At 60.2% G+C, this 24,664-nt stretch carries 16 protein-coding genes and 1 tRNA gene; 8 read left to right on the forward strand and 9 right to left on the reverse strand.

The window, feature by feature from the left end:
• Positions 1–561 precede the first annotated feature (561 nt).
• The 6 genes from ABD866_RS00965 to ABD866_RS00990 all read left to right on the forward strand — a co-directional run bounded on the left by ABD866_RS00965 (position 562) and on the right by ABD866_RS00990 (position 12,459).
• The gene (locus ABD866_RS00965; protein WP_345060314.1) at positions 562–2,112 is read left to right on the forward strand and encodes a class I SAM-dependent DNA methyltransferase; all 1,551 of its coding nucleotides are present in this window, start codon (positions 562–564) and stop codon (positions 2,110–2,112) included.
• A 139-nt stretch (positions 2,113–2,251) separates the two neighbouring features.
• Positions 2,252–3,445: a restriction endonuclease subunit S gene (locus tag ABD866_RS00970; RefSeq protein ID WP_345060316.1), complete on the forward strand. Its 1,194-nt coding sequence runs from the start codon at positions 2,252–2,254 to the stop codon at positions 3,443–3,445.
• Between the two features lie 38 nt (positions 3,446–3,483).
• Entirely contained in the window at positions 3,484–4,263 is a 780-nt protein-coding gene (locus ABD866_RS00975; RefSeq protein WP_345060318.1) for a hypothetical protein, read from the forward strand.
• A gap of 269 nt (positions 4,264–4,532) precedes the next feature.
• Entirely contained in the window at positions 4,533–7,988 is a 3,456-nt protein-coding gene (locus ABD866_RS00980; protein WP_345060320.1) for an AAA family ATPase, read from the forward strand.
• Positions 7,985–9,337 carry an McrC family protein gene (locus ABD866_RS00985; RefSeq protein WP_345060322.1) on the forward strand — a complete coding sequence of 451 codons (1,353 nt, stop codon included), beginning with the start codon at positions 7,985–7,987 and terminating at the stop codon, positions 9,335–9,337. Before ABD866_RS00980 ends, ABD866_RS00985 begins: the two co-directional genes overlap by 4 nt.
• Positions 9,334–12,459 (forward strand): type I restriction endonuclease subunit R, encoded by a 3,126-nt coding sequence (locus tag ABD866_RS00990; protein ID WP_345060324.1) that lies wholly within the window; start codon positions 9,334–9,336, stop codon positions 12,457–12,459. The genes ABD866_RS00985 and ABD866_RS00990 overlap by 4 nt, the downstream gene beginning before the upstream one ends.
• A gap of 242 nt (positions 12,460–12,701) precedes the next feature.
• On the opposite strand, the gene ABD866_RS00995 is transcribed toward ABD866_RS00990, so the two are convergent.
• The 6 genes from ABD866_RS00995 to ABD866_RS01020 all read right to left on the reverse strand — a co-directional run bounded on the left by ABD866_RS00995 (position 12,702) and on the right by ABD866_RS01020 (position 19,470).
• Positions 12,702–13,271, reverse strand: a complete 570-nt coding sequence (locus tag ABD866_RS00995) for a DUF6998 domain-containing protein (RefSeq protein ID WP_345060326.1) — start codon at positions 13,269–13,271, stop codon at positions 12,702–12,704.
• A gap of 538 nt (positions 13,272–13,809) precedes the next feature.
• The gene (locus ABD866_RS01000; RefSeq protein WP_345060328.1) at positions 13,810–14,493 is read right to left on the reverse strand and encodes a hypothetical protein; all 684 of its coding nucleotides are present in this window, start codon (positions 14,491–14,493) and stop codon (positions 13,810–13,812) included.
• A complete protein-coding gene (locus ABD866_RS01005; RefSeq protein ID WP_345060330.1) occupies positions 14,468–14,797 on the reverse strand; it encodes a hypothetical protein in 330 nt (109 codons plus the stop codon). The genes ABD866_RS01000 and ABD866_RS01005 overlap by 26 nt, the downstream gene beginning before the upstream one ends.
• Before the next feature lie 188 nt (positions 14,798–14,985).
• Positions 14,986–17,400, reverse strand: a complete 2,415-nt coding sequence (locus ABD866_RS01010; protein ID WP_345060332.1) for a DUF3987 domain-containing protein — start codon at positions 17,398–17,400, stop codon at positions 14,986–14,988.
• Between the two features lie 210 nt (positions 17,401–17,610).
• Positions 17,611–17,928: a helix-turn-helix transcriptional regulator gene (locus tag ABD866_RS01015; RefSeq protein ID WP_345060334.1), complete on the reverse strand. Its 318-nt coding sequence runs from the start codon at positions 17,926–17,928 to the stop codon at positions 17,611–17,613.
• Positions 17,929–18,789: 861 nt separating this feature from the next.
• Positions 18,790–19,470: an SOS response-associated peptidase gene (locus ABD866_RS01020; protein WP_345060336.1), complete on the reverse strand. Its 681-nt coding sequence runs from the start codon at positions 19,468–19,470 to the stop codon at positions 18,790–18,792.
• A gap of 151 nt (positions 19,471–19,621) precedes the next feature.
• On the opposite strand from ABD866_RS01020, the gene ABD866_RS01025 reads away from it, so the two are divergent.
• Positions 19,622–20,098: a LexA family protein gene (locus tag ABD866_RS01025; protein ID WP_425549525.1), complete on the forward strand. Its 477-nt coding sequence runs from the start codon at positions 19,622–19,624 to the stop codon at positions 20,096–20,098.
• Positions 20,099–20,120: 22 nt separating this feature from the next.
• A complete protein-coding gene (locus tag ABD866_RS01030) occupies positions 20,121–21,425 on the forward strand; it encodes a Y-family DNA polymerase (protein WP_345060340.1) in 1,305 nt (434 codons plus the stop codon).
• Between the two features lie 136 nt (positions 21,426–21,561).
• Here ABD866_RS01030 and ABD866_RS01035 read toward each other — a convergent pair whose 3' ends face one another.
• The 3 genes from ABD866_RS01035 to ABD866_RS01045 all read right to left on the reverse strand — a co-directional run bounded on the left by ABD866_RS01035 (position 21,562) and on the right by ABD866_RS01045 (position 24,530).
• The gene (locus ABD866_RS01035) at positions 21,562–22,590 is read right to left on the reverse strand and encodes an LPD3 domain-containing protein (protein WP_345060342.1); all 1,029 of its coding nucleotides are present in this window, start codon (positions 22,588–22,590) and stop codon (positions 21,562–21,564) included.
• A gap of 446 nt (positions 22,591–23,036) precedes the next feature.
• Complete coding sequence (locus ABD866_RS01040) at positions 23,037–24,278, reverse strand: tyrosine-type recombinase/integrase (protein ID WP_345060344.1); 1,242 nt, start codon at positions 24,276–24,278, stop codon at positions 23,037–23,039.
• Between the two features lie 175 nt (positions 24,279–24,453).
• Positions 24,454–24,530 (reverse strand) — tRNA-Arg (locus tag ABD866_RS01045).
• Between the last annotated feature and the right edge of the window lie 134 nt (positions 24,531–24,664).

The raw sequence follows: 24,664 nt of genomic DNA on the forward strand, positions 1-24,664 counted from the left end.
TGCTCGTGCTTGATTCATAAGCACGAGCAGCCCAAAACGTCTCAAACCCTTCGCACAGGCATTAAGGCTTCTGAAAGACGCCTGGCCCGCGCTACCAACGCCCCACGGAACGCGTTCGAAGGGACCAAGGGGCGCGAGAACACCGCACGAGGCCGCAAAAAAACCCGCAACGCCAAGCAGCGTGCGGGTTTCGAGAGGCGGTGAGCCTTGGTGAGATGAAGTTTTGGCCCCCGGAGGAGTTCACACAACGCCACGAAAGCCCCGTAGATACTGGATTTAGGCATTTAGAAAAACAAAAGTACCATCAAAAGTACCATCATTTGCCGCCGCTTCATCGGTGTGGCGTTGATCAGACGATGTGACACGTTCTGCGCAGCAATGATTGTTCGAGCGGTCTCCGACGGGGCCAGCCCCCTACTTCGCCATCGAAGGTCGCACAGAACGGCCCGGCGCGACCGCCGTAGTATCCCAACTCGTTAAGCGCGCACCGTCAGACCATTCTTTCATTGGCGCCTCCACGCGCTTGTGAATAATGCAGCGGCCGCTTTCCGTTGCTTTTACATGCTCGACGACATCAAAAAAACCCTCTGGGCCACCGCCGACAAGCTGCGCGCCAACATGGACGCCGCTGAATACAAGCACCTCGTGCTCGGCCTCATCTTCGTCAAATACATCTCTGACACCTTCGCCGCCCGCCGTGCTGAGCTGACGGCCCGTCTGACCAACCCCGACGACGAATACTTCTACGGCGACGCCGACCCCGCAGACATTGAGGCCGAGCTGGAAGACCGCGACTACTACAAAGAGGTCAACGTCTTCTGGGTGCCCGAAGGTGCGCGGTGGGAGGCGCTGCGCAACGCCGCCAAGCAGCCCGACATTGGCAAGCGCATTGACGACGCCCTCACGCTGATCGAGGCCGAGAACCCCAAGCTCAAAGGCATCCTCGACAAGCGCTATGCCCGTGCGCAACTGCCCGACGGCAAGCTGGGCGAGCTGGTTGATCTGGTTTCCACCATCGGCTTTGGCGAAGACGCCGCCATTGCGCGCGATGTGCTGGGCCAGGTGTACGAATACTTTCTGGGCATGTTCGCCAGTGCCGAGGGCAAGCGGGGTGGGCAGTTCTACACGCCTGCCAGCATCGTCAAAACCCTGGTCGCCATCCTGTCCCCGCACGAAGGCAAGGTGTACGACCCGTGCTGCGGCTCAGGCGGCATGTTTGTGCAGAGTGAGAAATTCATCGAAGCCCACGGCGGCAAGCTGGGCGATGTGAGCATCTACGGCCAAGAGGCCAACCCCACCACCTGGCGCCTGGCCGCCATGAACCTGGCCATTCGCGGCATCGACTACAACCTGGGCCGCGAGCCTGCCGACACCTTTACCCACAACCAGCACCCCGACCTGCGGGCTGACTACATCCTGGCCAACCCGCCTTTCAACATCAGCGACTGGTGGCACGGCAGCTTGGAAGGCGACCCGCGCTGGGAATACGGCGACCCACCCCACGGCAACGCCAACTACGCCTGGTTGCAGCACATGCTGCACCACTTAAAGCCCACGGGCCGCGCTGGCATCGTGCTGGCCAATGGCTCCATGAGTTCCAGCCAGAACAACGAGGGCGTGATCCGCGCTGCCATGGTCGATGCCGACGTGGTCGAAATCATGGTGGCCCTGCCCGGCCAGTTGTTCTTCAACACCCAAATCCCCGCCTGCCTGTGGTTCCTGGCCAAGCAGAAAAAGCGCAAGGGCGAGGTGCTGTTCATCGACGCCCGCAAGCAGGGCCGCATGATCAGCCGCGTACAGGCCGAGCTGACCGACGACACCATCGCCCGCATCGAAGCCGTGGTGGCCGCCTGGCGCGGCGAGCCGGGCGCAGGCAGCTATGAAGACGTAAAAGGCTTTTGCCGCAGCGTGCCCCTGGCCGAGATCGCCCAGCACGGCCATGTGCTCACCCCGGGCCGCTACGTGGGCGCGGAAGAAGTGGAAGACGACGACGAAGCCTTTGCCGACAAGATGCAAAAGCTCACCGAAAAGCTGGGCGAGCAGATGGCAAAGGGTGCGGAGCTGGATGCGGTGATACGGGCGAAGTTGGGGGGGCTGGGGTATGAGTTCTGAGATATCCCCGTTCTTTCAAACAGTCCCTTGTAGTTCGTACTGCTTGCGTGTTGCGGATGGGACTCATGACAGCCCAAAGGAATCTCCAAAAGGCAAATTGCTCGTCACATCAAAAAACGTAAAGGACGGACGACTCGTTATGGAGTCTGCCTATCTGATTTCTGACGAGGACTACGCCGAGATCAACCGGCGTAGCAAGGTAGATCAATGGGATTTGCTGTTGACGATGATCGGCACAGTGGGTGAGGTCTGCATCGTTGAGCAGACGGAACCATTATTCGCTATCAAGAACGTTGGCCTATTGAAGTGTGGGTCAGAACTCAGAGCGAAGTGGCTCTACTATTTTTTGCGATCGCCTCAAGGCCAAGCTCTCATCGAGCAACGGAAAAAAGGCTCAACACAGCAGTACATCTCGCTGACGGAAATTCGGAACTTTCCTGTTTCGTATCCAGTCGATGAAGAGGAGATGCGAGCAGCGGTTTCGTTACTGTCAATGCTTGACGACCGCATCACCCTCTTGCGCGAAACCAACGCCACCCTCGAAGCCATCGCCCAGGCCCTGTTCAAGTCCTGGTTCGTCGATTTCGACCCCGTGCGCGCCAAGATGGAAGGCCGCACGCCCGAAGGCATGGATGAGGCTACTGCGGCGCTGTTTCCCGATGGGTTTGAAACGTCGGAGTTGGGGGTGGTGCCGAGGGGGTGGCGGGTGATGCCCGTTGGCGATGCCATTGAGGCGGTTGGGGGCGCTACCCCAGACACCAAAAATGAAGCGTTCTGGGACCCTCCCACCCATTGCTGGACATCGCCGAAGGATCTGTCTGGCATTGCAGCACCTGTGCTGCTCGATACAGAGCGAAAGATCAGCGGGCAAGGGCTGGCAAAGATTGGCTCAGGCCTTCTGCCGCCTGGCACGCTGTTGATGTCGTCACGGGCACCCATTGGCTATCTTGCACTGGCCCAAGTGCCGCTGGCGATCAATCAAGGCTATATCGCCATGCTGCCCGGTCGTTTGCTGCCACCGCTCTACATGTACTTCTGGTGCCGTCAGAACATGGACAACATCAAAGGCAGAGCCAACGGATCTACTTTCATGGAGATCAGCAAGAAGGCATTCCGCCCCATTCCAGCCTTGGTGCCCACCAACGGTCTGGTGATTGCATTCACAGAGGCTGCGGAAGCGCTGTTTGCACGCTTGACCGCAAACGAACAGCAAGCCCAAACCCTCTCCACCCTCCGCGACACCCTGCTCCCCCGCCTGATCTCCGGCCAGCTGCGCCTGCCTGAAGCACAGGCCGCCACCGAGGCTGCTTTAGGCGGTCCATTGCAGGCATGACGGAATTGGCCGGAGGCACTGCGTCACCAGTGTGGGACATGTCACGCACCCGTGAACTGGTGCGCGCACGGTGGGGCGATCAGGAGTTAGAGGCCTTGCGCCCCGTACTCCGAGCAGTGACCGCCCGGCTTATCCATGCGCGTATTCATTTTCAGGACTACCAGCGGTTGGTGGATGAACACCTGCGCCAGCCCCTGGAAGCGGGCACGCCCTGGTGGGATCTGATGTGGATGGATGAAGAGAAGGGCATCGGCGCCAGCAACTACTTCTTCGTAGCCGCTGAGGGCTATGTGTATGCCAGCGTGCAAGCGCAGCATGCGATTGCAGACAATCTGGCGCATGTCCTGTACTACAGCCTCGGGTGGAACGTGGACCAACGAATCCCCTTGGGCAAGGTGTCGCTGGGCACGGTATGCGCCCAATTGGCGCGAGAAGCGACAACGGTGCCAGAACTCGCCCCAATCCAGCAGGCCTTAGCGGCGTTGAGCTCAGCCCCCGCATACCAAGCGCTCGCGGATGTGACGAACCACATCAAACACCATGGCGGCCTGCCAGTCAGGGTGGGATGGAGCGTGTCTGAGCGAACGCCGTTTGAGGTGCTGTTGAGCGCTTTTTCACGCAAGCAACAAGCGCAGCCGCCACGGGAGATTGCTGCGTTTCTGGACGAGACCTACGACACCATGAGCCGCGCGGTAGTGACTACGGGTCTGGCCTTGAATGAATGGCTAGAGAGCAGCGTCGCCTCAACGCCTCCGCGCAATCGCCCCCTCCCGGATTCGGAGCCGGGCGGACAAGTGCTGCATCCAAATGACCCATAAGTGCGGGTGTGGGATGTACTAAATCAACGACGCGCTGTTAGCTGAGCCGGTGAATTGTCGATGGCATCGACACATCTTCTGAATGCGTCGATTTTTGATTGAAGAACAAATATGTTTGAGACTCGTGTCGATGATGTGAACACCATCACCCGCTACAAAAACGCTCCTTTTTTTATAGCTTTTAGCACCTACCGGTCAAGCACGAGAGGCACTTTTCGCCCAAATACTAAGCCTCCACGGGCGGCGCGACGCTCAAGGAGTCAGGGCTGATGAGAGCGCAACGCAATGCCGCGTTTGACAGCCTGGTGGCCGAGTTGCAGCGCCTAGGGCCTGAGGCCCAGCAGTCGCCCACGCAGGACGCAGACTATCAACGCTTCTTACAGCGCTTTCCGGCAGCGGCGCTGATCGATTTGTCGATGGATGGCTACTGCGTTGGCAAGGGAGACGGAGCGTCCTTTTGTTGGTGGCTTGAGCAGGGTCTGAGGCCCGTACTGGGGAGCTACTCGCCCGGCAGCTCTCGCGGGCATCTCTTGTATTTCGCCAAGGATGGCACCGTATACAAGCCCCGCAAGCTGGCCGACCTGAGCGACGCCGAGGCGCTGCGCTACACGCTGAAAGTGCACGCTGCCATTGCCCGCGCGGATCCCATGCAAGACCTGCGCTGGGTGGATGACGATGCGCAAATCTACGAGCGCGCGGGAGTCGCACCACGCTTGACCATGGGTAAAGGACGCAAGCTGCGCTTGCTGGCGGCGTACTGGCCCGATGCAGTGTTGCCCATCAGCTCGTCGGACCATCTGGCCCACTTTCTGCGTGCGCTGGGTTGCCCGGTGGCGGATATTCCCCCGGCGCACAAGCCCGTGGCGCGCATGCTCAAGCTCATGGCGTACTTCGAGGTAGCGCGAGAGCTGTGCCCCGGCATCACGCCGCAGGGGTTTGTGAAGGCCTTGTACGCCCCCGCACTGGGCCTAGCGCCCCCACGCGATGTGGATGAGGTGCTGGAGCACTTTGCGGCTGTACCTCAACTGGCTGATCGACTGAGGCAGGCCGGGCAGACTGAGGCGTTTTGTCAACTGGTGTTGGCGCTGCACGAGTCGGACCTGGACTGGTGGGTGACCCAAAACCACACCATCCACGCGGGCCGCACCGATGACCCGCAGGTATGGACGGCCACCAAGGTGCTGGTGATGGAGTGCACGCCGCAAGGGGTGCGCGCCAGGTTGCATCAGCCTGGTGTGTCTGCCGTCGGCGCTGCCGAAGACGCGTTGACATCCAGCCCAACGCCAACTGAAGCGGATGGCTCTGCGGGGCTTGCTGATGATGCCACCCCCTGGCAATTGCTGGACGCCGATGTAGCTGCACGGCTTGCTGACGGGGCAGCCGCCGACCCGCGCGTGCCCGCATTGCAAAGCCGCGAGGCCTGCTGGCCAGATGACTACGACGGCTCGAAAACGATGCTGAGCGTAGTGCTCTCGCAAGGCGATATTCGCAGTGGATACCTCAAGGTACCCAAACTGCAGGCGCTGTTTCCGCCCGAGTGCATTTCGCCCGATGAGAAGGCCACGCCGCAGCTCAAATTCACACTGGCGTTGCCCACTGGCGAGTCCATCCAGACATGGGTGCAGGCCAATCGCAACCGGCTGCGGGAACGTTTCGGCGGCCTGTTCAACAGTGCGCAGTTAAAAGCAGGGGATCGGGCCGTGATCCACAAAGAAGCAGACGGCGCCTACCGCTTGAGTTTTCAACGCCAAGACGGCACTACGACGGACGCACTGCCGGTACCTACCACCGCTGCGTCAATCGCATCTATTCCTTCGAAAGAGCAGCCCATGAGCGAGCCTTTGAACCAAATTTTGTTTGGCCCCCCAGGCACGGGCAAGACATACGCCACGATTGATGCAGCGCTGAAGATCTTGGACAGGGCGTTTTGGGAGCAGAACCAGGGTGACCGCGAGGCACTGAAAAAGCGCTTTGATGCGCTGGCTCATGCGGAGCGCGTGCGGTTTGTGACTTTTCACCAGAGCTTTAGCTACGAGGATTTTGTGGAGGGCTTGCGCGCCTCCACCGACGAAGAAACCAAGCAGCTGCGATACGAGGTGGAAGATGGGGTTTTCAAAGCACTGTGCGACACCGCCCGTGCGCTGGCAGCCCCGCAGCTGCAATCGAATCTGCCCAGCATTTCTGTGCAGGGGCGCAAGGTCTGGAAGATGTCATTGGGCGATACCCAGGGGCCCGATGCCGAGGTATACGACGAATGTATTGAGGGTGGCTATATCTTGCTGGGCTATGGGGCACAGGTGGACTTCACCGGCGCGACCACTCGGCAAGCCATTGCAGACCGCTACGGGCAGGCAGGGGTCATCATTGACAACGTACAGCACGATTACGGCGTAAGGAGCGTGATGACGTTCGTCAACCAAATGGACGTTGGGCACCTCATCGTGGTGACGGATGGGAATTTGAAGTTTCGGGCGATCGGCGAAATCGTCGGCAACTATGAGTTCAAGCGACACGAGACGCTGGAGGGATACAGCCAAATGCGGCGCGTGCGCTGGCTGCGTAAGTATTCGCCGTCCCTGCCGTACACCGAGCTGATGAAGAAGAAGTTCAGCCAGATGACGCTGTACCAATTGCAGCCGAGTGCGGTTGACGCAGATAAGTTGCAGCGGCTACTGGATGGCGCAGGGTCGGTGCCAGGCATTGCGCTCTCTCTGGGGCCCGTTGGCAATACTGACTACGTCGTTACGAAAGTCACGGATGAAGTGGTGATGCTCACCAAACCAAACGGCAACCAACTCCCTTTTGCGAGGACCATGCTGGATGTCTTGACTCAAGCGGTGCAAGATGGGGTGATCACCATCCAAAACATCAAAGACAAAGAAGCGATTGGGAAACTACCAGGCAAAGGGCTTGAGCCCTATCTAGTGAACGGCTATCAGAACATCTTGGCGCCTCTGGTGCAGCAGCTCGTGGAACGAGGCTCTGCCAAGCCGACAGAAGTAGTACCGAAAGAGGCTCGCGTTCTCATCATCGACGAGATCAACCGGGGCAACATCGCGCGCATTTTTGGTGAGCTGATCACGCTGATCGAACCCTCCAAACGAGCAGGCGCTGACGAGGCTTTGGAGGTGGTTCTGCCGTACTCCAAAACGCGCTTTAGCGTTCCGCCAAATGTGTACCTGATTGGCACCATGAACACGGCCGACCGCTCGTTAACGGGGCTTGATGTGGCATTGCGGCGGCGCTTCGTGTTTCATGAGATGCCGCCGCGCCCTGACCTGCTGGACGATGTGACGGTGCCCGGCTTGGAGGGAGTGACCGTGGGCCAGTTGCTCCGCGCGATGAACCAGCGCATTGAGGCGTTGCTCGACCGCGACCATTGCCTGGGGCATGCGTACTTTATGCCGCTTCGCAAGACAGCAACCATGGAGCAATTGGGCAGCATCTTCCGCAATCAGGTGCTACCGCTGCTGCAGGAGTATTTTTTTGATGACTGGCAGCGCATTCAGTGGGTATTAAATGACCATCGCAAAAAAGCCAAAGAACATCAGTTTGTGCAGTCTGACAGCGTGGACACAGCGAAGCTGCTAGGGCCAGACGTGAACGTTGCACGCAGCCCGCAAACCTGGCGCATCAATCCAGAAGCATTCGCTCTTCCGCAGAGTTACCAGGGCATTGTGCAGAGCACGCCCGCTGACAGCACGGCCGCCCCCCACGCAGCATGACGCAGCGCCCCAAGCCCGTGCGGGTGCGCGAGCATGCCTGGCTGTGCACCGAGGCGGTCGCGCCGTCGCTTGACTGCGCGCAGATCAGCCCCTCGGCCTTTGATTACCTGTGCCAGTTGAGCGAACGATTTTCTCGCGGCGGTGCCCGCCTGGCGCAAGTAGAGGGACGGCGGCAACTGAAGCTGGACAACTATGTGGGCGTGCTGCAAACGCCCTGCGGCACGGTGATCGAGATCGTGCCCAAACACCATGCCGAAGGCGGCACCCTACAAGAAGCCCGAGCACTACTGCGCAAGCTGCTGCTGGCTTTGCTGGACATGCCTACGCGTGAAGCGGGTCCAGCCGCGCTGCAGTTGTTTGATGCGCCGCTTTCTGAATGGGTGATGCATCAGTTTTTGCAGGAGCTGGATGTACTTTTGAGCCGCGGCCTGCGCATGGACTATGCGCGAGTGGAGGAAGAACTTCCATATTTACGGGGGCAGGTCAACCTGAATGCGCAGTTGCGACAACCGCCCGGCAAGGGACATCACTTTCACGTGCGCCACGATGTGTACGGGCCGGACCGACCTGAGAACCGCTTGCTCAAATTGGCGCTAGAGCGCGTTCGCCAAGCTACGCAGTCGCCTGAAAACTGGAGGCTTGCGCAGGAGCTAAGTGTTCGACTGCACGAGGTGCCCGCTAGCCGCCAAGTTGCTCATGACTTTCGGGCCTGGGGCACCGATCGACTGCTGGCTCACTACCGGGCGGTGAAGCCGTGGTGCGAATTGATCTTGCACCAGCATATGCCGCTGGCAGTGTCGGGCGATTACCAAGGTCTGAGCTTGCTGTTTCCGATGGAGAAGCTGTTCGAGCGCTATGTGGCCCGCTGGCTGCGGCGCGCGTTGGCCCCAGGTGTGGAGATGCGAACCCCGGCACGCAGCCAGTCGCTGGGCATGCACGATGGTTCCCCCATTTTTCAGCTGGAGCCAGACATCTTCATCACCCAGAGTGGAAAGCGCTGGGTACTAGACACCAAGTGGAAGCTACTGAACGAGGCGGACCAGCCGGGCAAGTACGGCCTGAGCCAGTCGGACTTTTACCAACTGTACGCCTACGGGCAAAAATACCTGGGCGGCGCTGGACGTATGGCGTTGATTTATCCACGCACCGAACAGTTCACGCAGCCACTTAAGCCCTTTCATTTTGATGAGCGGTTGTCCTTATGGGTGCTGCCATTTGATTTAGATGCCCCGCTGGATGAGCAAGCGTTGCTTGGAGGTGAGCATCTGGACATGCCGTACGCCATGCCCAATGGAACAACGCATGCGCTCGGTACAGATAAAAAAATCATCGAGGGAATCGCACCATGACGGAAGACCAGCTCGAACAAGAAACCCTGACATGGCTGCAAGACGTGGGCTACACCCACCGCTACGGCCCCCACATCGCCTTCGATGGTGCTTCGCCCGAGCGTGCCGACTACCGCCAAGTTGTCCTGCCCTTCCGGCTCCGTGAAGCCATCAACCGCCTGAATCCTGGCATCCCGGTAGCCGCCCTTGAAGACGCCATCAAGCAAGTCACAGATCTGGGCATCCCGTCCCTGCTGTCGGCCAACCGCGCATTCCACAAGCTGCTGGTGGGCGGTGTTCCCGTCCAGTATCAAAAGGACGGCGAGACACGCGGCGACTTCGTTCGCCTGCTCGACTGGGCTCACCCCGAGAAGAACGAATGGTGGGCCATCAACCAGTTCACTATCAAGGGCCCACACAAAACCCGCCGCCCCGACATCATCCTGTTCGTCAACGGCCTGCCGGTGGTGCTACTGGAACTCAAAAACCCCGCCGACGAGAACGCCAACATCTGGAAGGCCTTCGACCAGATCGAGACGTACAAGGAGCAAATCCCGGACGTGTTCCAGTACAACGAGGTGCTGGTGATCTCGGACGGCACCGATGCCCTGATGGGTTCGCTGTCTGCCAACGCCGAGCGCTTCATGGCCTGGCGCACGATTGATGGAGTGAACCTCGACCCACTGGGACAGTTTCAAGAACTGCAAACCTTGGTGCGCGGTGTGTTGTCCCCGCAGTATTTGCTGGATTACATCCGTTACTTCGTTCTGTTCGAGGACGACGGCCAACTCGTCAAGAAGATCGCGGGCTACCACCAGTTCCACGCAGTGCGCGCCGCCATCGAAGAAGTGGTGACGGCTTCCCGCCCCGGTGCATCCCGCAAGGGCGGCGTGGTGTGGCACACCCAGGGCAGCGGCAAGAGCATCACCATGACCTGCTTTGCCGCCCGTGTGATGCAAGAAGCCGCGATGGAGAACCCTACCATCGTGGTCATTACCGACCGCAACGACTTGGATGGACAACTCTTTGGCGTGTTCAGCCTGGCCCAAGACCTGTTACGCGAACAGCCCGTGCAGGCGCTGACGCGACCCGACCTGCGCGCCAAGCTGGGCAACCGCCCCTCGGGCGGCATCATCTTCGCCACCATCCAGAAGTTCATGCCGGGGGAGGATGAAGACACCTTCCCGGTGCTGTCCGAGCGCAGCAACATCGTGGTGATCGCAGACGAAGCCCACCGCACCCAATACGGCTTCAAGGCCACCCTCAAAGGCAAACCCGGCGAAGAGAAGTACCAGGCGGGCTACGCCCAGCACCTGCGCGATGCCCTGCCCAATGCCACCTTCGTGGGCTTTACCGGCACCCCGGTGAGCAGTACCGACCACGACACCCGTGCGGTGTTTGGGGAGTACATCCACGTCTATGACATGCAGCAGGCCAAGGAAGATGGCGCCACCGTGGCCATCTACTACGAGTCCCGCTTGGCCAAGCTGCGCTTGAAAGACGAAGACCTGCCCGCCATTGACGACGAAGTGGACGAGCTGGCCGAGGACGAGGAAGAAAGCCAGCAGGCCAAGCTCAAAAGCCGCTGGGCAGCCCTGGAAAAGATCGTCGGAGCCGAACCCCGCGTTGCCAGCGTGGCCGCTGACCTGGTGGCTCACTTTGAAGAGCGCAGTACCGCTCAATCGGGCAAGGCCATGGTCGTGGCCATGAGCCGTGACATCTGCGTGCACCTGTACGACGAGATCATCAAGCTGCGCCCTTACTGGCACGACCCAGACCCCGAGAAAGGCGCCATCAAGATCGTGATGACCGGCTCCGCCAGCGACAAAGCCCTGCTGCGCCCCCACATCTACGACAGCAAGGTCAAAAAGCGCCTGGAAAAGCGCTTCAAAGACCCGGCCGACCCGCTGCGCTTGGTGATCGTGCGCGACATGTGGCTCACGGGCTTTGATGCCCCCTGCGTACACACTTTGTACGTGGACAAGCCCATGAAGGGCCACAACCTGATGCAAGCCATTGCACGGGTGAACCGCGTCTTCAAGGGCAAGCAAGGCGGCCTGGTGGTGGACTACATCGGGATCGGCAACGAACTCAAAGCCGCCATGAAGGAGTACACCGCCAGCAAAGGCCGGGGTACCCCCACCGTGGATGCCCGCGAGGCGTACAGCGTCCTCATGGAAAAACTCGATGTCCTGCAATCCATGCTGCATGGCTGCGATTACAGCGACTTCCTGACCGGGGGGCACCAAACCCTGGCCAAGGCTGCCAACCATATCTTGGGCCTGCGGGAAGAAGGCGGCAAGGACGGCAAACGCCGTTTTGCCGACACCACGCTGGCACTGACCCAAGCCTTCTCGCTGTGCTGCACCCTGGACGAGGCCAAGGCAGTGCGGGAAGAAGTCGCCTTCATGCAAGCCGTGAAGGTCATCCTGACAAAGCGGGACATCACCGCCAAAAAACGTACCGACGAACAGCGCGACGAGGCTATCCGCCAAATCATCAGCAACGCCGTGGTGTCCGACCAAGTGGTGGACATCTTCGATGCCGTGGGCTTGGACAAACCCAACATCGGCCTGCTGGACGATGAGTTCCTGGCCCAGGTGAAGAACCTGCCCGAAAAGAACCTGGCCGTCGAACTGCTTGAACGCCTGCTCGAAGGCGAAATCAAGAGCCGCTTCGGCAGCAACGTGGTGCAGGAAAAGAAGTTCTCCGACCTGCTGGGCAATGTGATCAAGCGCTACCAGAACCGCTCCATCGAAACCGCCCAGGTGATGGAGGAACTGGTCGAGATGGCCAAGAAGTTCCGTGAGGCTGCGAGCCGGGGCGAGCTGCTGGGCCTGACCGAAGACGAGGTACGTTTTTACGACGCCTTGGCCACCAACGAATCAGCGGTCAAAGAACTCACCGACGAAACCCTCAAGAAGATCGCCCACGAACTGACCGAGAACCTACGCCAGAACCTGACGGTGGATTGGTCGGAGCGAGAAAGTGTGCGGGCCAAACTGCGGCTGATGGTCAAGCGGATCTTGCGCAAGTACAAGTACCCGCCGGACTTACAGGAAGAGGCAGTGGATTTGGTACTGCAACAGGCGCAGGTGATTGGGGAGAGCTGGGGTGGCCACTATCATGTTAAAAGCGCCTAGCTTTTGCCGTTCCTTTGAGTGCGGGCGCACTCATGCAGCTTACGCCACTACGCGGCATTTCGCTGTGAACATCACGGACTAACCACCCCTAACCGGCAGTATCGCCACGTTGTTGTCAGTCACGCCACGTTAGCAGGTGTCAGCAATGCAGGGTAAGCCGTTTATCTGTCGTGCGGAAACGAGCGACTGCAAACTGCCCATCATCTACCGGAAAGGCATCTTTCTCGACTCCAGTCACAGCGTCAGGGAAGTCGACCCTTGAGGTACTTGCCCGCGCCGCCACTCAACTGGCTGCGGTCGATAAGCTTGCCTTGGAACTGGAAGTGCCGATCAATCCGGATGATCAGCAGTTTCTCAAAGTTGCCTTGGCTCTTGACCATTACGTGGTCGCTGGCCTTTTCCGGTGAGATGGTCTTCACCTCAACCCGCTTGCCGTCAATCGTGCCGTCAGAGCCTGGCGCATGGGTCGCATGGCGGCGAAGACCGAATTTGATCTCTGCGTAGATTTCTCCCAGTTCGCCCCACACCTGAAGGTATCGGCCGGTATTCTCGAAATGCCGCTCGGCGCAGTCGACCAAGTCTAGGAAGATTTCCGTCTGCTCTAGGATACTGAACGGGAAACCTTCCCTGCTTCCTACAGGTTGAATCGAGGCGGCAGTGTCCTGTGGCTCACCCTCAAGTTGTTCCTCGGCCCACTGTCGGTCGATGTACTTGGCTTCCCAAGGTGCATAGCCGCAGGCCGCAGCAGCCGCTATGTCGTCGGCGCTGTATCCACGGTCGTGCATGTCGTGAAGAAAATCCCAATCGCTCATTCTGTTTTGCGCTCTTTGCTCGCTCGATTGTTGCGGCGTCGGTCCTCAGTTCGCGTTGTGACTCGGCAAACGGGGTGTCTATAGCAGAGGTAAGGGGCGTATGTCACGTTGTGTCAGATGGGCTCATAGGTTCGGGAGGGTAACATCCAAACGTCGGTACGCTTCTCTAAGCCGAACCGTTCGCGAACGACTGTTACCACCTTTCGTGCAGATGTCTAGCTCGCAGGTGTCGAACTTCCGCAATCAACCTGTAGCCGCCGCTGGCCCAAACGCCATTCTTTGTTTCGAGCATTTAATTGCGGTGAACTATCCCCCCGCCAGCCGCACCGATCCGAAGTTCGCGAAGTCCGTCAACCCACCCGGAGAATGACGGACATGAGGAAGAGCAGCGTCCGGTGAGACGCAGCTCTGCATAGCAGACTCCTAGAACTTATCAAGCCCACGCCGCAATTCGAGCAGGCATTGATCAAGGTCACGGGCCATATCACGCAGCTCCCGCCAATATCCGCCCTTGAATGCGTTGCGTGACACCGTCGCCTTACCGGCTGCGCTTTTCGGCCCGGTGGACTTGAGCCATGGCTGCTGCTCCCGGATGCGTGCCGCCTGCTGCGCCCGTCGCTCCGGCGTCCAGCCCTTGCTGCTTGTCATGGCTCAGCTCCTTCAGTTTGTTTTCTTCAAAAATTTCTTCCCGCGTGCCTGTGGGAGTCGTCGGTGGGCCATTGTTAATCTGCTGAGGGCCGGTGGTCACGTTGGCCTGCTTGGCATACACGACGGGCGGGTTCTTGATGTTGGCCAAGGTTTCGAGAGTGGCCCGGCATTGGCTTTGGGCCTTGAGCGCCAAGCGCAGCGCCGTTTCCTGCTGGCGCAGCAGGTCCGCCTGCAAGCCAGTCTCTGCCAATTTCACGAACAGCGACTGCAGGGCCATCGCTTGGTTCATCAGCATGGCTTCCGCTGACCGCAAATCGCCCTTGTGCACCGTCTGGGTCTGCTGGCGTAGCGCCGCAATCAAAGCGGGCGTATCAAGCTGGTCTATCAACTCGCGGCGTTCGCGATTGGTGATGACCCGGAAACTCGCCATTTCCGGCGAAATCATCAGGTTGGCGAAGTTCAGGGCGGTATCTTCTGGCGTTGCGCCATCAATACACAGACGAGCTTTGCGGTTCAAGCGCTGTGAAGGAGGGCCGCTGTGAGCGGCATCAGGTTTTTTGTTGGACTTGCTCATGGTCGTTTGCTTTACCGTGATAGGTGGTGAAACCAGCGCATCGCTGGAGCTGGCGCGTGAGGTCGCTTGCCAGGGTTGCATCGGCGGCACGCGAACCGATGCCGGCCAGCACTGCCTTACCGCAATACAAGCGCCCGGTGCCGCCGCGCAAGTGGACGCACTCCAGGCACAGATGCCGGTCATCCATCTCACGGTCGCGCTGGATTAACCCCTCTGCCATTGCCTCGGCATCAGCAAGGTTCAGCCCCTTGTCCGTGAACCGTGCGAGCCGCGCCATGAAGGTGTCGATCTCCGCGGTGTTCATCGCAGAGCTACTGGGCCAACACCAGCGGTCAAGGTTGGTGCTGATGTCGTTGGCTGGCAACTGCAGTGGGGCAACGAATTTTTCCGAGGGTGTTACCCGGCACGCTACGAAACCTATAAAACCCGGTTCTGTAGGTTTCGTAGCGTCACGATTTGAGCTTGTGGCCGATTTCAGGCGCTGCAGCCACTTCATCGCCGCCCCCCTTTCACCAGCATCGGGTGTAGGACGTAGCGCTCGCCGGGGCGGCCCCCCGCCGCACCACTGGGCGTGGCCTCGCGCACCAGCCAGCCGTAATCAGCCAGCAGGTCGGCCGCCTTGCGCACGGCATCTGGCGTACCCAGACCTGCCCAGTGCTTTACGGCTACCTGCCGTGGAGCGAAGGCATCCAGCAAAACCGCGTTGCTGTCAGTCAGCTTGCCTGACGTGATCTTGTCTAGCAGCTGCTTGGCTGTGCTGGTTTCAGGCATTACTGCAGCAGCGTACAAGCGCTCTGCATGCGTGCGCAGGTAGTCGGCCCAAGCCAGTGCACGTATCAGCTCACGCTCATGGATCAAGTTCTCGCTGTCCGGAGTGTCTACAAGGGCAAATATCAGCGCTAGGGCTGGGATCAGCTTGCGGTATTTGGCCAAGTGCGACACCAGAGCGGGGTGCAATTCATCACCACGCAGCTCCGTTTCAAATGGGATCAACCACTCCTCGAACAGGACCTGCGCCTTGGGCGTGAAGCGCCACTCCTGTGCGTCGCTGTTGGTGGCAGGCTGGAGTTGGCTCAGCCGCTCGAACACGGCCCATGCAGCCTGCTTTGCGGGGGTGTCGGGCCAACGATCCACGTACACAAACTCGCGGTTCACATCAGGCCACACTGTGAGCCCGAAGCGCTGTAGCAGACCATCATCACCTGCCCCGCCTGCCACGGCCTCGCGCACATAGCTCTGCACCTTGCCGGGTTGAATCCCGCCCAGCATTGCCAAACACACGCGGGGCACAAACGATTCACCACGCCCGATGCGGTCTACGGCATGTCCTTGGTTACCGTCGTAGCCAGTCAGGTAGAAACCTCGAGCCCCTTCTTGGCCCTGTTTGTCCATGCTGCACAACAAGCCGTGGATTTCATCGCGGTACACCAGCGTGCCCCACGGGTTCACAGTCAGCAGATCGGCCAGCTTTTCCACAGTGGCATCGTTGACCACGTAACGGCGCATGGTAGGGGCTGGGGTGAGGTTGTTCGCTGACTGGAGCAGCGCGCGCGCTTTGGCTGGATCCTTGGCGGCCTGGGCTTTAACCTGTTTTTCATTCGCCTTGGCGGCCAGCTCGACCACCTTGCAATCGAGTTGCCAGGCTTCGTGCGCTGCCTGCCACTGTTCCCGCTCCGTTTTTTCAAGGCACTGCAAAGGCTTCAATACTTCGCTCAGTGCAGGTGACTTCATCACACCAGGCCGGCCCACGATGGCGCCCCAAAGGTTGGGTGTCACTGCCCAGTCGTCGCGGGCCTTGGGCTTGACCACAGCGCGCGCACCGATCAGGCTAGAAAGCGCCACCAAAGCGCCTACTGCCGTAAAGTCAGGCGGGCACTGCATACGGTCCGCAATGTCAGCGACCCAATCGCGTAGCGCCTCGGGCAGCAGCTCTGCATCAAATGGGGCTACCGGCGGCAGGCCACTGGGCAAGGGTACGGGGTCTGCCCAGCCGCTGACGGTGGATGCTGTCACGACACCATCAATACATGCCTTCACTGCATCCAGCCCCAGTAGTTGGTGCAGGTCGTTGAAGTCCGTTGCCTTCTCTGGACGGTTGTCGCCAAAGTCAGGTTTTGAAAGGTCACCGCCGACCGCCTGCGCCGCCTCGGCAGCTTTGGTTAGGCCGGGGTTCCCATCGGTGCGCCAGTCATCGTCAGCGGCCACGATGATGCGCAGCGCCGGGTATTTGCCATGCAGCGCCTGGGCCACGGGCAGGAGGTTGCCAGCGTTGAAGGCCACTGCTACCGCGTGCCCCGTGGCTTCATGGATGCTTGCCCCGGTGGCGAAGCCCTCGCATACCACCAGCAGGCCCTTGGGCTTGCCCATGGAGTGATAGCAGCCCACCACACGCCCGCCGGGCATGAATCTCTTATCTCCGTCGGGCGCTATCGTCTGTAGGCTGTGCAGCGTGCCGTCAACGTCCCGCAAGGGGATCACAAGCCGGTACCCATCACACCGGGCACCGTGGGGCTGTATGCCCTTGCGTGCAAGGTACTCATGCTGCATGGCTGGTGCTGCAGCCTGCCACAGTGCCACCGCTGTTGTGCGGGCTTGTTGCTGGCGTTCGGCTAGATAGGCATTACGCTGCGCTCTCATTTCCTGGATGCGCCGGCCATGTGCATCGCGCTCAGCCTGAGTCATCGCGGTGTCGGGCTTGCTGCTCCAGGTTTGCGAAAAGCCATTACGCCAGCATCCAAAGGTGCCAGCCGGGACACCGTCACCATAGAGAACATACCAGCCGTCTTTGTTGCCTGGGGTGCCGTTGGTGCTAAATCGGTGCAGATTGCCGTCGTCCTGAATCAAGTCAGGCGGGGAAATGCCAGTGGCCGCCACTGCGGCATGGAACAGAGCTGCTGGGGTGCTCATGCTGCCCCCCTTGTCGTTCGGGCGGGCTCCGTCTGCGACGTTGCGCCGTGTGGAGTTGTTGCCAGCCAGCTCGATGGGGGCTACTAGGCTGGCAAACGTGTTGCCAGCATTGATAGTGGCCGACGCCGGCAAGACACCTGTGCAGCTCGCTTTGAAGCTTGAACTGCCGGCAGATTGGCTGTTGTCCGCTCTGTGCATGATGCCGTCCTTTCACTCAGCACCTTGTGCGGCGATCCATCTGCGTACGTCGCCCACACGCCATGCTGTGATCCGAGCGCCCAACTTCACTGGCTGGGGGAACGTTCCGTCTTTTACTTTGCGCCAAAAGGTGGCCGGTGAAAACGGCAGGGGCGTTGGGCGGGCGGGATACTTGGGGTCACGCACGAGCTGGGATTGACGTGCCAGCGCGGAATCAGGCAAGTCGTCAAAACTCGGGATAGCTGTTTCCAAGCGGGCGTTAGATACCTTCGGCAAGGGAGAGTGTGTCTCAGGCGCTAGAGCATTTGTAGCCTGTGTTGGTTTGGTCATTTGGTGACTCCTGTTGGGACCCAGCAAGCTGCCATGGCCTTAGGCGGCTCGCTGTGCGATGGCATGAAAGTGCGCACCTGACCGAGTCTCCAAATTCGTCTGCCGCTCGACAAACCCGAGGGGGGGGCTCACTCTTAGATTTTTTGAAACTCAGTGAGATAAAACACTTTAAAATCAATAAGTTGACCATCGAAAAATTCTTAGTTTTTCCCCATGCGCAAAGCTTCTGGAAAACGGCTTCCCCACGGGGCAACCAGTTCAATAGTGCTAGCTGCCATCTGGAAGCTGTACATGCAAACTGGCCGCCCAGTGCTCGTATCCAGGTCCGATTTGGTGAAAGACGTATGCTTGCCAGAGACTACCGTCGACAACCGATTACGCGTGCTGGTCCAGACGGGGAAGATCGAAAAGGAAGGGCACGGTCTGTACCGGCCCGTCCCTCAAAAGGTGAAACAATCTTTTGACAGGTACTGGCTTCGCCGCGGTTCGATGGGCTGGACCTAATCACCTCAAACGAGGTTAGATAGCGTCCCGAGAAAGAGAAATCGGGCCGGTGCCAGGCTCGCGACGCACTGTCCGGACGAGGTGGTTCCGATTGAATACTTCCTCGCGACTTCAGACCGGGCAGAACGATGGCTTCCGATTTCAGGGTACCGTTCTGTGGAGCGATCTCGCCTTATCTAGGCTTCAAGGGTTGAGGAATGCATGAGGGTGGCCCAGCACATGATGGCCGCCTACCGCATCTCCGGCGCCTCTTCATCTGAGCGTACGTTGGAGCGCCACCCGGTTACCACGCCGCTCCAAGTCTCTATTGCGCTGCATGTTCTAACGCAGCCAGCATCACCCCCATTGCAAGCCGCTTCATGCTTCAACCTCCCGGGTGCGCACCTTCAGTGGTGCAGGCTCCGCCACCAACTGATCGGCCGGATACGGATGCAGAAACTCCATGGCCGTTCTCGCATCGGCCTTGAGCCAATCAGCGTAAGCAGCTTCCGGCAGGATCACCACCATGCGTTTTTCATCGGTGGGCTTGTGGAACTGGCGCATGAGCGCATGCTGGTCGGCGTTGATGGTCAGCAGGGTGTAGCAGTGCAGCCAGGTGCCGTCCGGCTGCTTCCAGCGATCCCACAGGCCTGCTATGCCCATCGGGGCCCCATCGGCCCGGGTAATGCGTGTGGCCACGGCCTTGCCTGACCGCCAGTCGGGCTCGTAGATGGCCTCAGCGGGGATGATGCAGTGCCGCCCGCGGTGCCAGGCATCCCGGAAGCTGGGCTTGGTGGCCACAGTCTCGCTGCGGGCGTTGAAGGTGTGGCGAGCAAGCTTGAGGTCGGTGGCCCAGTGAGGCACCAGACCGAATAAACCCGGCAGGGCTTCGTACTCGGGTACGGCCTCGTCCCCCACATCGGCATGCGGATGGCGGCGCACAAAGCTGCCCAGGTAGCCAGGCCAGAGATCGGATTTGGTCGGCGCCTGCGGAGGCTCGGCTTTGAAGCGTTCGGCGTAGGTCTTGGGATCTTGGACCCCTTGGTAGTGGGAACACATGCTTGTCTCCGCTCTGTGTACTTTCGCTGTTGGGCCGTTTGCTGGCTGCCTAACGCAGCTTGCTTGAGCCCTGCAAGTGGCGCACCTGGTGCCCGACAGCAGTGCGGGTGCACCGGGTGGGCTGCGGGGGCCTGGGCAATATACTGTATTTATGTACAGCTCCTTGAGCCCCCAGTTTGCTGCGCAGCCCGTGCCGCTGGGCGAGGCACCTGTGTGGCTCCAGTATCTGTCGGGACAGGTGCGCGCAGGCTTTCCGTCCCCGGCCGAAGACCTCGGGGCCCAGCGCATCGATCTGGCCTCCATCCTGATCCGGCATCCCCAAGCCACCTTCTTGCTGCGCGCCCGTGGTTTGTCGATGACTGGTGCCGGGATCTTTGACGGTGATCTGCTGGTGGTGGACCGGGCCGAGCGCCCGTACTCCGGGGACATCGTCGTGGCCGTGATTGATGAGGAGTTCACCTGCAAGGTGCTGCGCAACCGCGGCCGACAGATGCGGCTGGAGGCCCTGAACCCGACGTTTCCTGACATCGTTCCGCGCGAGGGCCAGACCGTGTTCATCTGGGGGGTCGTCGTGAGCTGCGTGAAGCTGTTCACACGCCGGCCGCAGACAACCCGGCGCGGGAAGTAGGACTGGCACGGCAGGAGTGGCCATGTTTGCCTTGGTTGATGGCAACAACTTCTACGCCAGCTGCGAACGGGTGTTTAGGCCCTCGCTGATCGGCAAGCCTCTGGTCGTTCTCTCCAACAACGACGGTTGCGCCATCGCCCGGTCGGAGGAAGCCAAAGCCATGGGCGTGCGCATGGGGCACCCCTGGCATGAGATCCGGCATCTGGAGCGCCAGGGCCTGGTGGCGCTGTCGGCGAACTTTGCGCTCTATGGCGATATGTCCGACCGCATGATGAGCCTCATTGCAGGCTTGGGTCACACGCAGGAGGTCTACAGCATCGATGAGTCCTTTGTGGACCTCTCGGGCATCCGGGGGAACCTGCAGGCCCGCGCACTGGCCCTGCGAGAGCGCATCCTGCAGTGGATCGGCATTCCCACCTGCGTGGGGATTGGCGAGACCAAGACCTTGGCCAAACTCGCCAACCATGTGGCCAAGGATGCGGAGCGTAAGGGCTGCTACCCCGCCCATCTCTCTCAGGTGTGCAACCTGGCCAGCCTCACTCCGGGCGAACGCGAAGCGCTGCTGGCGAGCATCCCGCTCAAGGAAGTGTGGGGCATCGGCCCTCGCCTTGCGCAAGACATGCAGGCCCAAGGCTTGAAGACCACGCTCGACCTGGTGCGCATGGACCCCGCCACAGCGCGCCAGCGATGGTCGGTGATCGTGGAGCGCACTGTGCGGGAGCTGCAGGGAGTGCCTTGCATCGCGCTGGAGCACGAACCAGCACCCAAGCAGGAGATTGCCTGCACACGCAGCTTTGGCAGACCCGTACAAGGCCTGCGTGACCTGGAAGAGGCCGTCTCTGAGTTTGCGACCCGGGCGGCCGAGAAGCTGCGGCGTCAGGGCAGCGTGACCGGACAGGTGCTGGTGTTCGTGCGCACGAGTCCGTTTCGGAAGACCGCGCAGTATTCGCGCTCCATGGTGGTGCCGCTGCTCCGCCCCACGGACGATACGGCCGTGATCGTACGCGCAGGCCTGGCGGGCCTCAAGGCGATTTACCAGGAAGGATTCGATCTCACAAAGGCCGGGGTGATGTTGCTCGATCTGGCCAGCAAAGACCAGGTGCAGTTCGAGCTGGGCCTGGACGCGCACGAGAGCGACAAACGCCAGCCCGAGGCCCGGGGACGGCTGATGCAGGCCATGGATGCGGTGAACGCCCGCTGGGGTCGGCACACGGTGCGGGTGGGGACGGTGGCTGCAGCCGGGAGCCAGCGGGACTGGCGGATGCGCCAGGAGAGGAGGACACCGGCGTACACGACCTGTTTGGAGGATGTGCCGGAGGTGCGGTGAAGTGAGGTGTGTACGCTGATCGCGTGCTAATCCATCCCGTCCAGTAGCGAAGAGCAAAAACCCACTCAGCACATCTCAGCGGAAAGGTCATGTTGTCCTGCCGCCAGGGTTTTCGCTGCTCCGCTTGGGGAGCATCTCAAATCTCGTAGCGGTTTACAGGATGCCCGGCAAATCGAAGGTTTGGGCTGCTACCCGCAGGGCATCTCTGTGGATTGCCGGCGATGTCCGTATCCCTCACAATAAGTGCGGTGCCCGCTCCCAGGTCGTTACGCGTAGGTGTAGGGGCGATCTGCGTAGGCCCAAGGGAATCAAATCCTTCCCTTGGGTCGCCGGGCACACTTGCAGTGCCCTCTCTGGCCGCGGCCACTTCGCCGTCGGCTTGGCGGCTGTGATTGACACGGCCGTCCTCGGATTCGAGGTCTTGACCCGTACCGCGTTCAAGACGGCCATTTCGAACATTCCCGGTATCGCTGCGAGCGTTGGACGGCAGGACGCCATTCGCAATGGCATCGAAGTCCGTCGAACCGGGGTACACACACAGCGGCTCGCCGGTCTGTGGGTCCACCACCTTGGAAACAGAATCGGGGTTGACACGCTGCAGCGGGCAGCGTACAAGGTCGGAAACCCCGGTATTGGCCGAAGTGGCGCGTTCCCCAGCGATGGGGGTATCCCTCGGAGAAGCTACCGGGGTTTTCTTTTGCCCGTCTTCCAATGTGACGGTGTTGAAGTCCTGCACACGCTGCGCTAGGCTTCTTAGGTCCCCCGCAGAGCGGATGGAAGTCGGGTCAAGCTCATCAGCTTGAACAGTCGAGTCCACCCATTGAGCTGCGGGGGATTTTTCGTTGAACTCTACCGATTCCACGGTGTACAGCGGATTGGGCTGATCGGCGCGAACCGTTTCCTTCACCGTCATCTTGGCCAGCATGACCTGACCGTTGACGTTCAGCGGGGCAGAGAACCGATGAATCGCCCGGATGTTGGGGTTACCGTCGCGGTCAGGCTTGCTCCGGCCTAGCACAGCGGATTCAAACAAGGCATCCAGATTCGCCACCGCCGCGGCATGTGCTACGGGCGGCTCAGACTGGCCCGCCGCCTTGCTGCTGAGCATCTTGTCCAGCGCATTGCGTGACACACGCGCGACGATGCCGCTGACATGGTTGGTCAAGCCCTGCCCCCTGGAACGCCGCTGCGGCTTCTCGGGCCTGGTCAAAGGTAGAGGCGGTGCGCTTGACTTGCCTGGCCACCTCCCAATCCCAAACCACCGCTGGAAGTTCGGCGTGCGAACCTGCACCCACTGGCCGTAAGCCAGCTTCGTGCGGCCTGCAGCCTTGGCGCGCTCGTAGGCCTCACGCCCCCCGTAGGCGCGCTCGGTTTCGCGGACTTGCGCATCGCCGGGCGCTCCTGCATCCCCTGCATTGCAATTGGCCGGGCAACGATTGAACGCCAGTATCGCCCGCTGCAGTGACTGCTCGGGGGTCTCATCGGAAAGGGTCGTACACCCGCGCGCCGGCGACAGCAAAACCCCAGTGATGACGAACCAGACAAGGGCCTGGGATGGACACGCCGAAGCTACGGTTAGTACAACTTTGAATACCGATTACGTGTTTTGACTCATGCCGTTCTCAACCGGATCACGTCCGCACCAGTACGTAACTTATCTAAATAGTCGGCCCACACATTCATCATCCTACGCCGCTGCTCCATGAATTCAGCGCGGTCGTAGGCTGCCCCCAGCGGCCCCGATTTGCCATGCGCCAGTTGAGCTTCGATCACCTCGGCCGACATGCCGTGTATGCGCTCAACCATAAGCGTACGCGCCATAGCTCGGAACCCGTGAGCGCTCATTTCGTCGGATGCAAAACCCATGCGCCGCAGCGCGGCGTTGATGGTGTTGTCACTCATCGAACGCTCACCTGTACGCAGGCTGGGAAAAACGTAGCGGCCATGACCAGTGAGGGGTTGCAGCTCTCTCAAGATGGCGATGGCCTGCGGGGCCAGGGGCACAAAGTGTGGCCTGCCGTTGATCTTTTGCGCCAGTCGCCGCTTCATGTCCTGAGATGGAATGGTTAGCATGGCTTTTTCAAAGTCGATCCACGCCCATTCCATCTGCCGGATGTTGCCCGGTCGTTGAAACAGCAGAGCAGACAAAGCCAGTGCCGCCTTTGTCATCGGTTGACCGGTGTAGCCGTCAATGGCCCGCAGGAGCTCTCCTGCCTTAGCAGGCTCCAGCACGGCAGCCATGTGCTTAACCACGATGGGCTTCAGTGCACCGTGCAGGTCTGGCACAGGGCTGCGCTCGCAGCGCCCAGTTTGCACCCCGTAACGGAAAACCTGCCCGGAAGTCTGGCGCAGTGTATGGGCGGTTTCATTGGCACCACGCTTTTCTACCCTACGCAGCGCATCCAGCAGCACGGGGGCCGTAATGTCTGGCAGCGTCAGCTTACCGATGTAAGGGAATAGGTCCTTCTCCATTCGCTCTATCCAACGCGTCGCATAGCGCGGACTCCAGCCGCTGGCCTGGGTGGCATGGAATTCGCGCGCTACCGCTTCGAAGGTGTTGGCTGCGGCAACTCGGATTGCTAGTTTCTCTGCCTTCTTTGCTGCGCCGGGGTCCAAGCCTTCGGCCAACATCTCGCGGGCCTCTTCGCGGCGTTTGCGAGCCTTGGCCAGAGAGACCACCGGATACACACCAATCGCGAGAGTTTTCTGCTTACCAAGATGACGGTAGTTCATGCGCCAATACTTGCCCGCCGGTTTAACGTGCAGGTACAGGCCGTACCCATCAGCATACTTCTCCCCCGTGGCAGAGCCGGTTGGCTTGACGTTTTTAACAAATGTATCTGTAAGTGCCATGCGCCTCCCTGTTGTTGGTATCTACTGGGCAGGCGTGTGGAGATACCAGCAGACATACCAACAGTGTGTTGGTATGTCATGCTAAGCAACGGAATGGCATGAGACAAGAAAAAACCCGCAACACCAAGCAGCGTGCGGGTTTCGAGAGGCGGTGAGCCTTGGTGAGATGAAGTTTTGGCCTGCCCGGAGGGACTCGAACCCCCGACCTATTGCTTAGAAGGCAATTGCTCTATCCAGTTGAGCTACGGGCAGACAAAGAAACAAGCCGCGCTGAACACAGGGGCTCAAGACAGCGCGCGAATCATACCCTCTGCACTGGCGCGGAACCCCGCTTGCAAGGACCCGCGCCGCGGCTGCCGCGCCACCGTGTCAGCAGGTGCCCCATG

The organism is Acidovorax lacteus (genome assembly GCF_039540375.1).
In the GTDB taxonomy this organism is placed as follows: domain Bacteria; phylum Pseudomonadota; class Gammaproteobacteria; order Burkholderiales; family Burkholderiaceae_C; genus Acidovorax_G; species Acidovorax_G lacteus.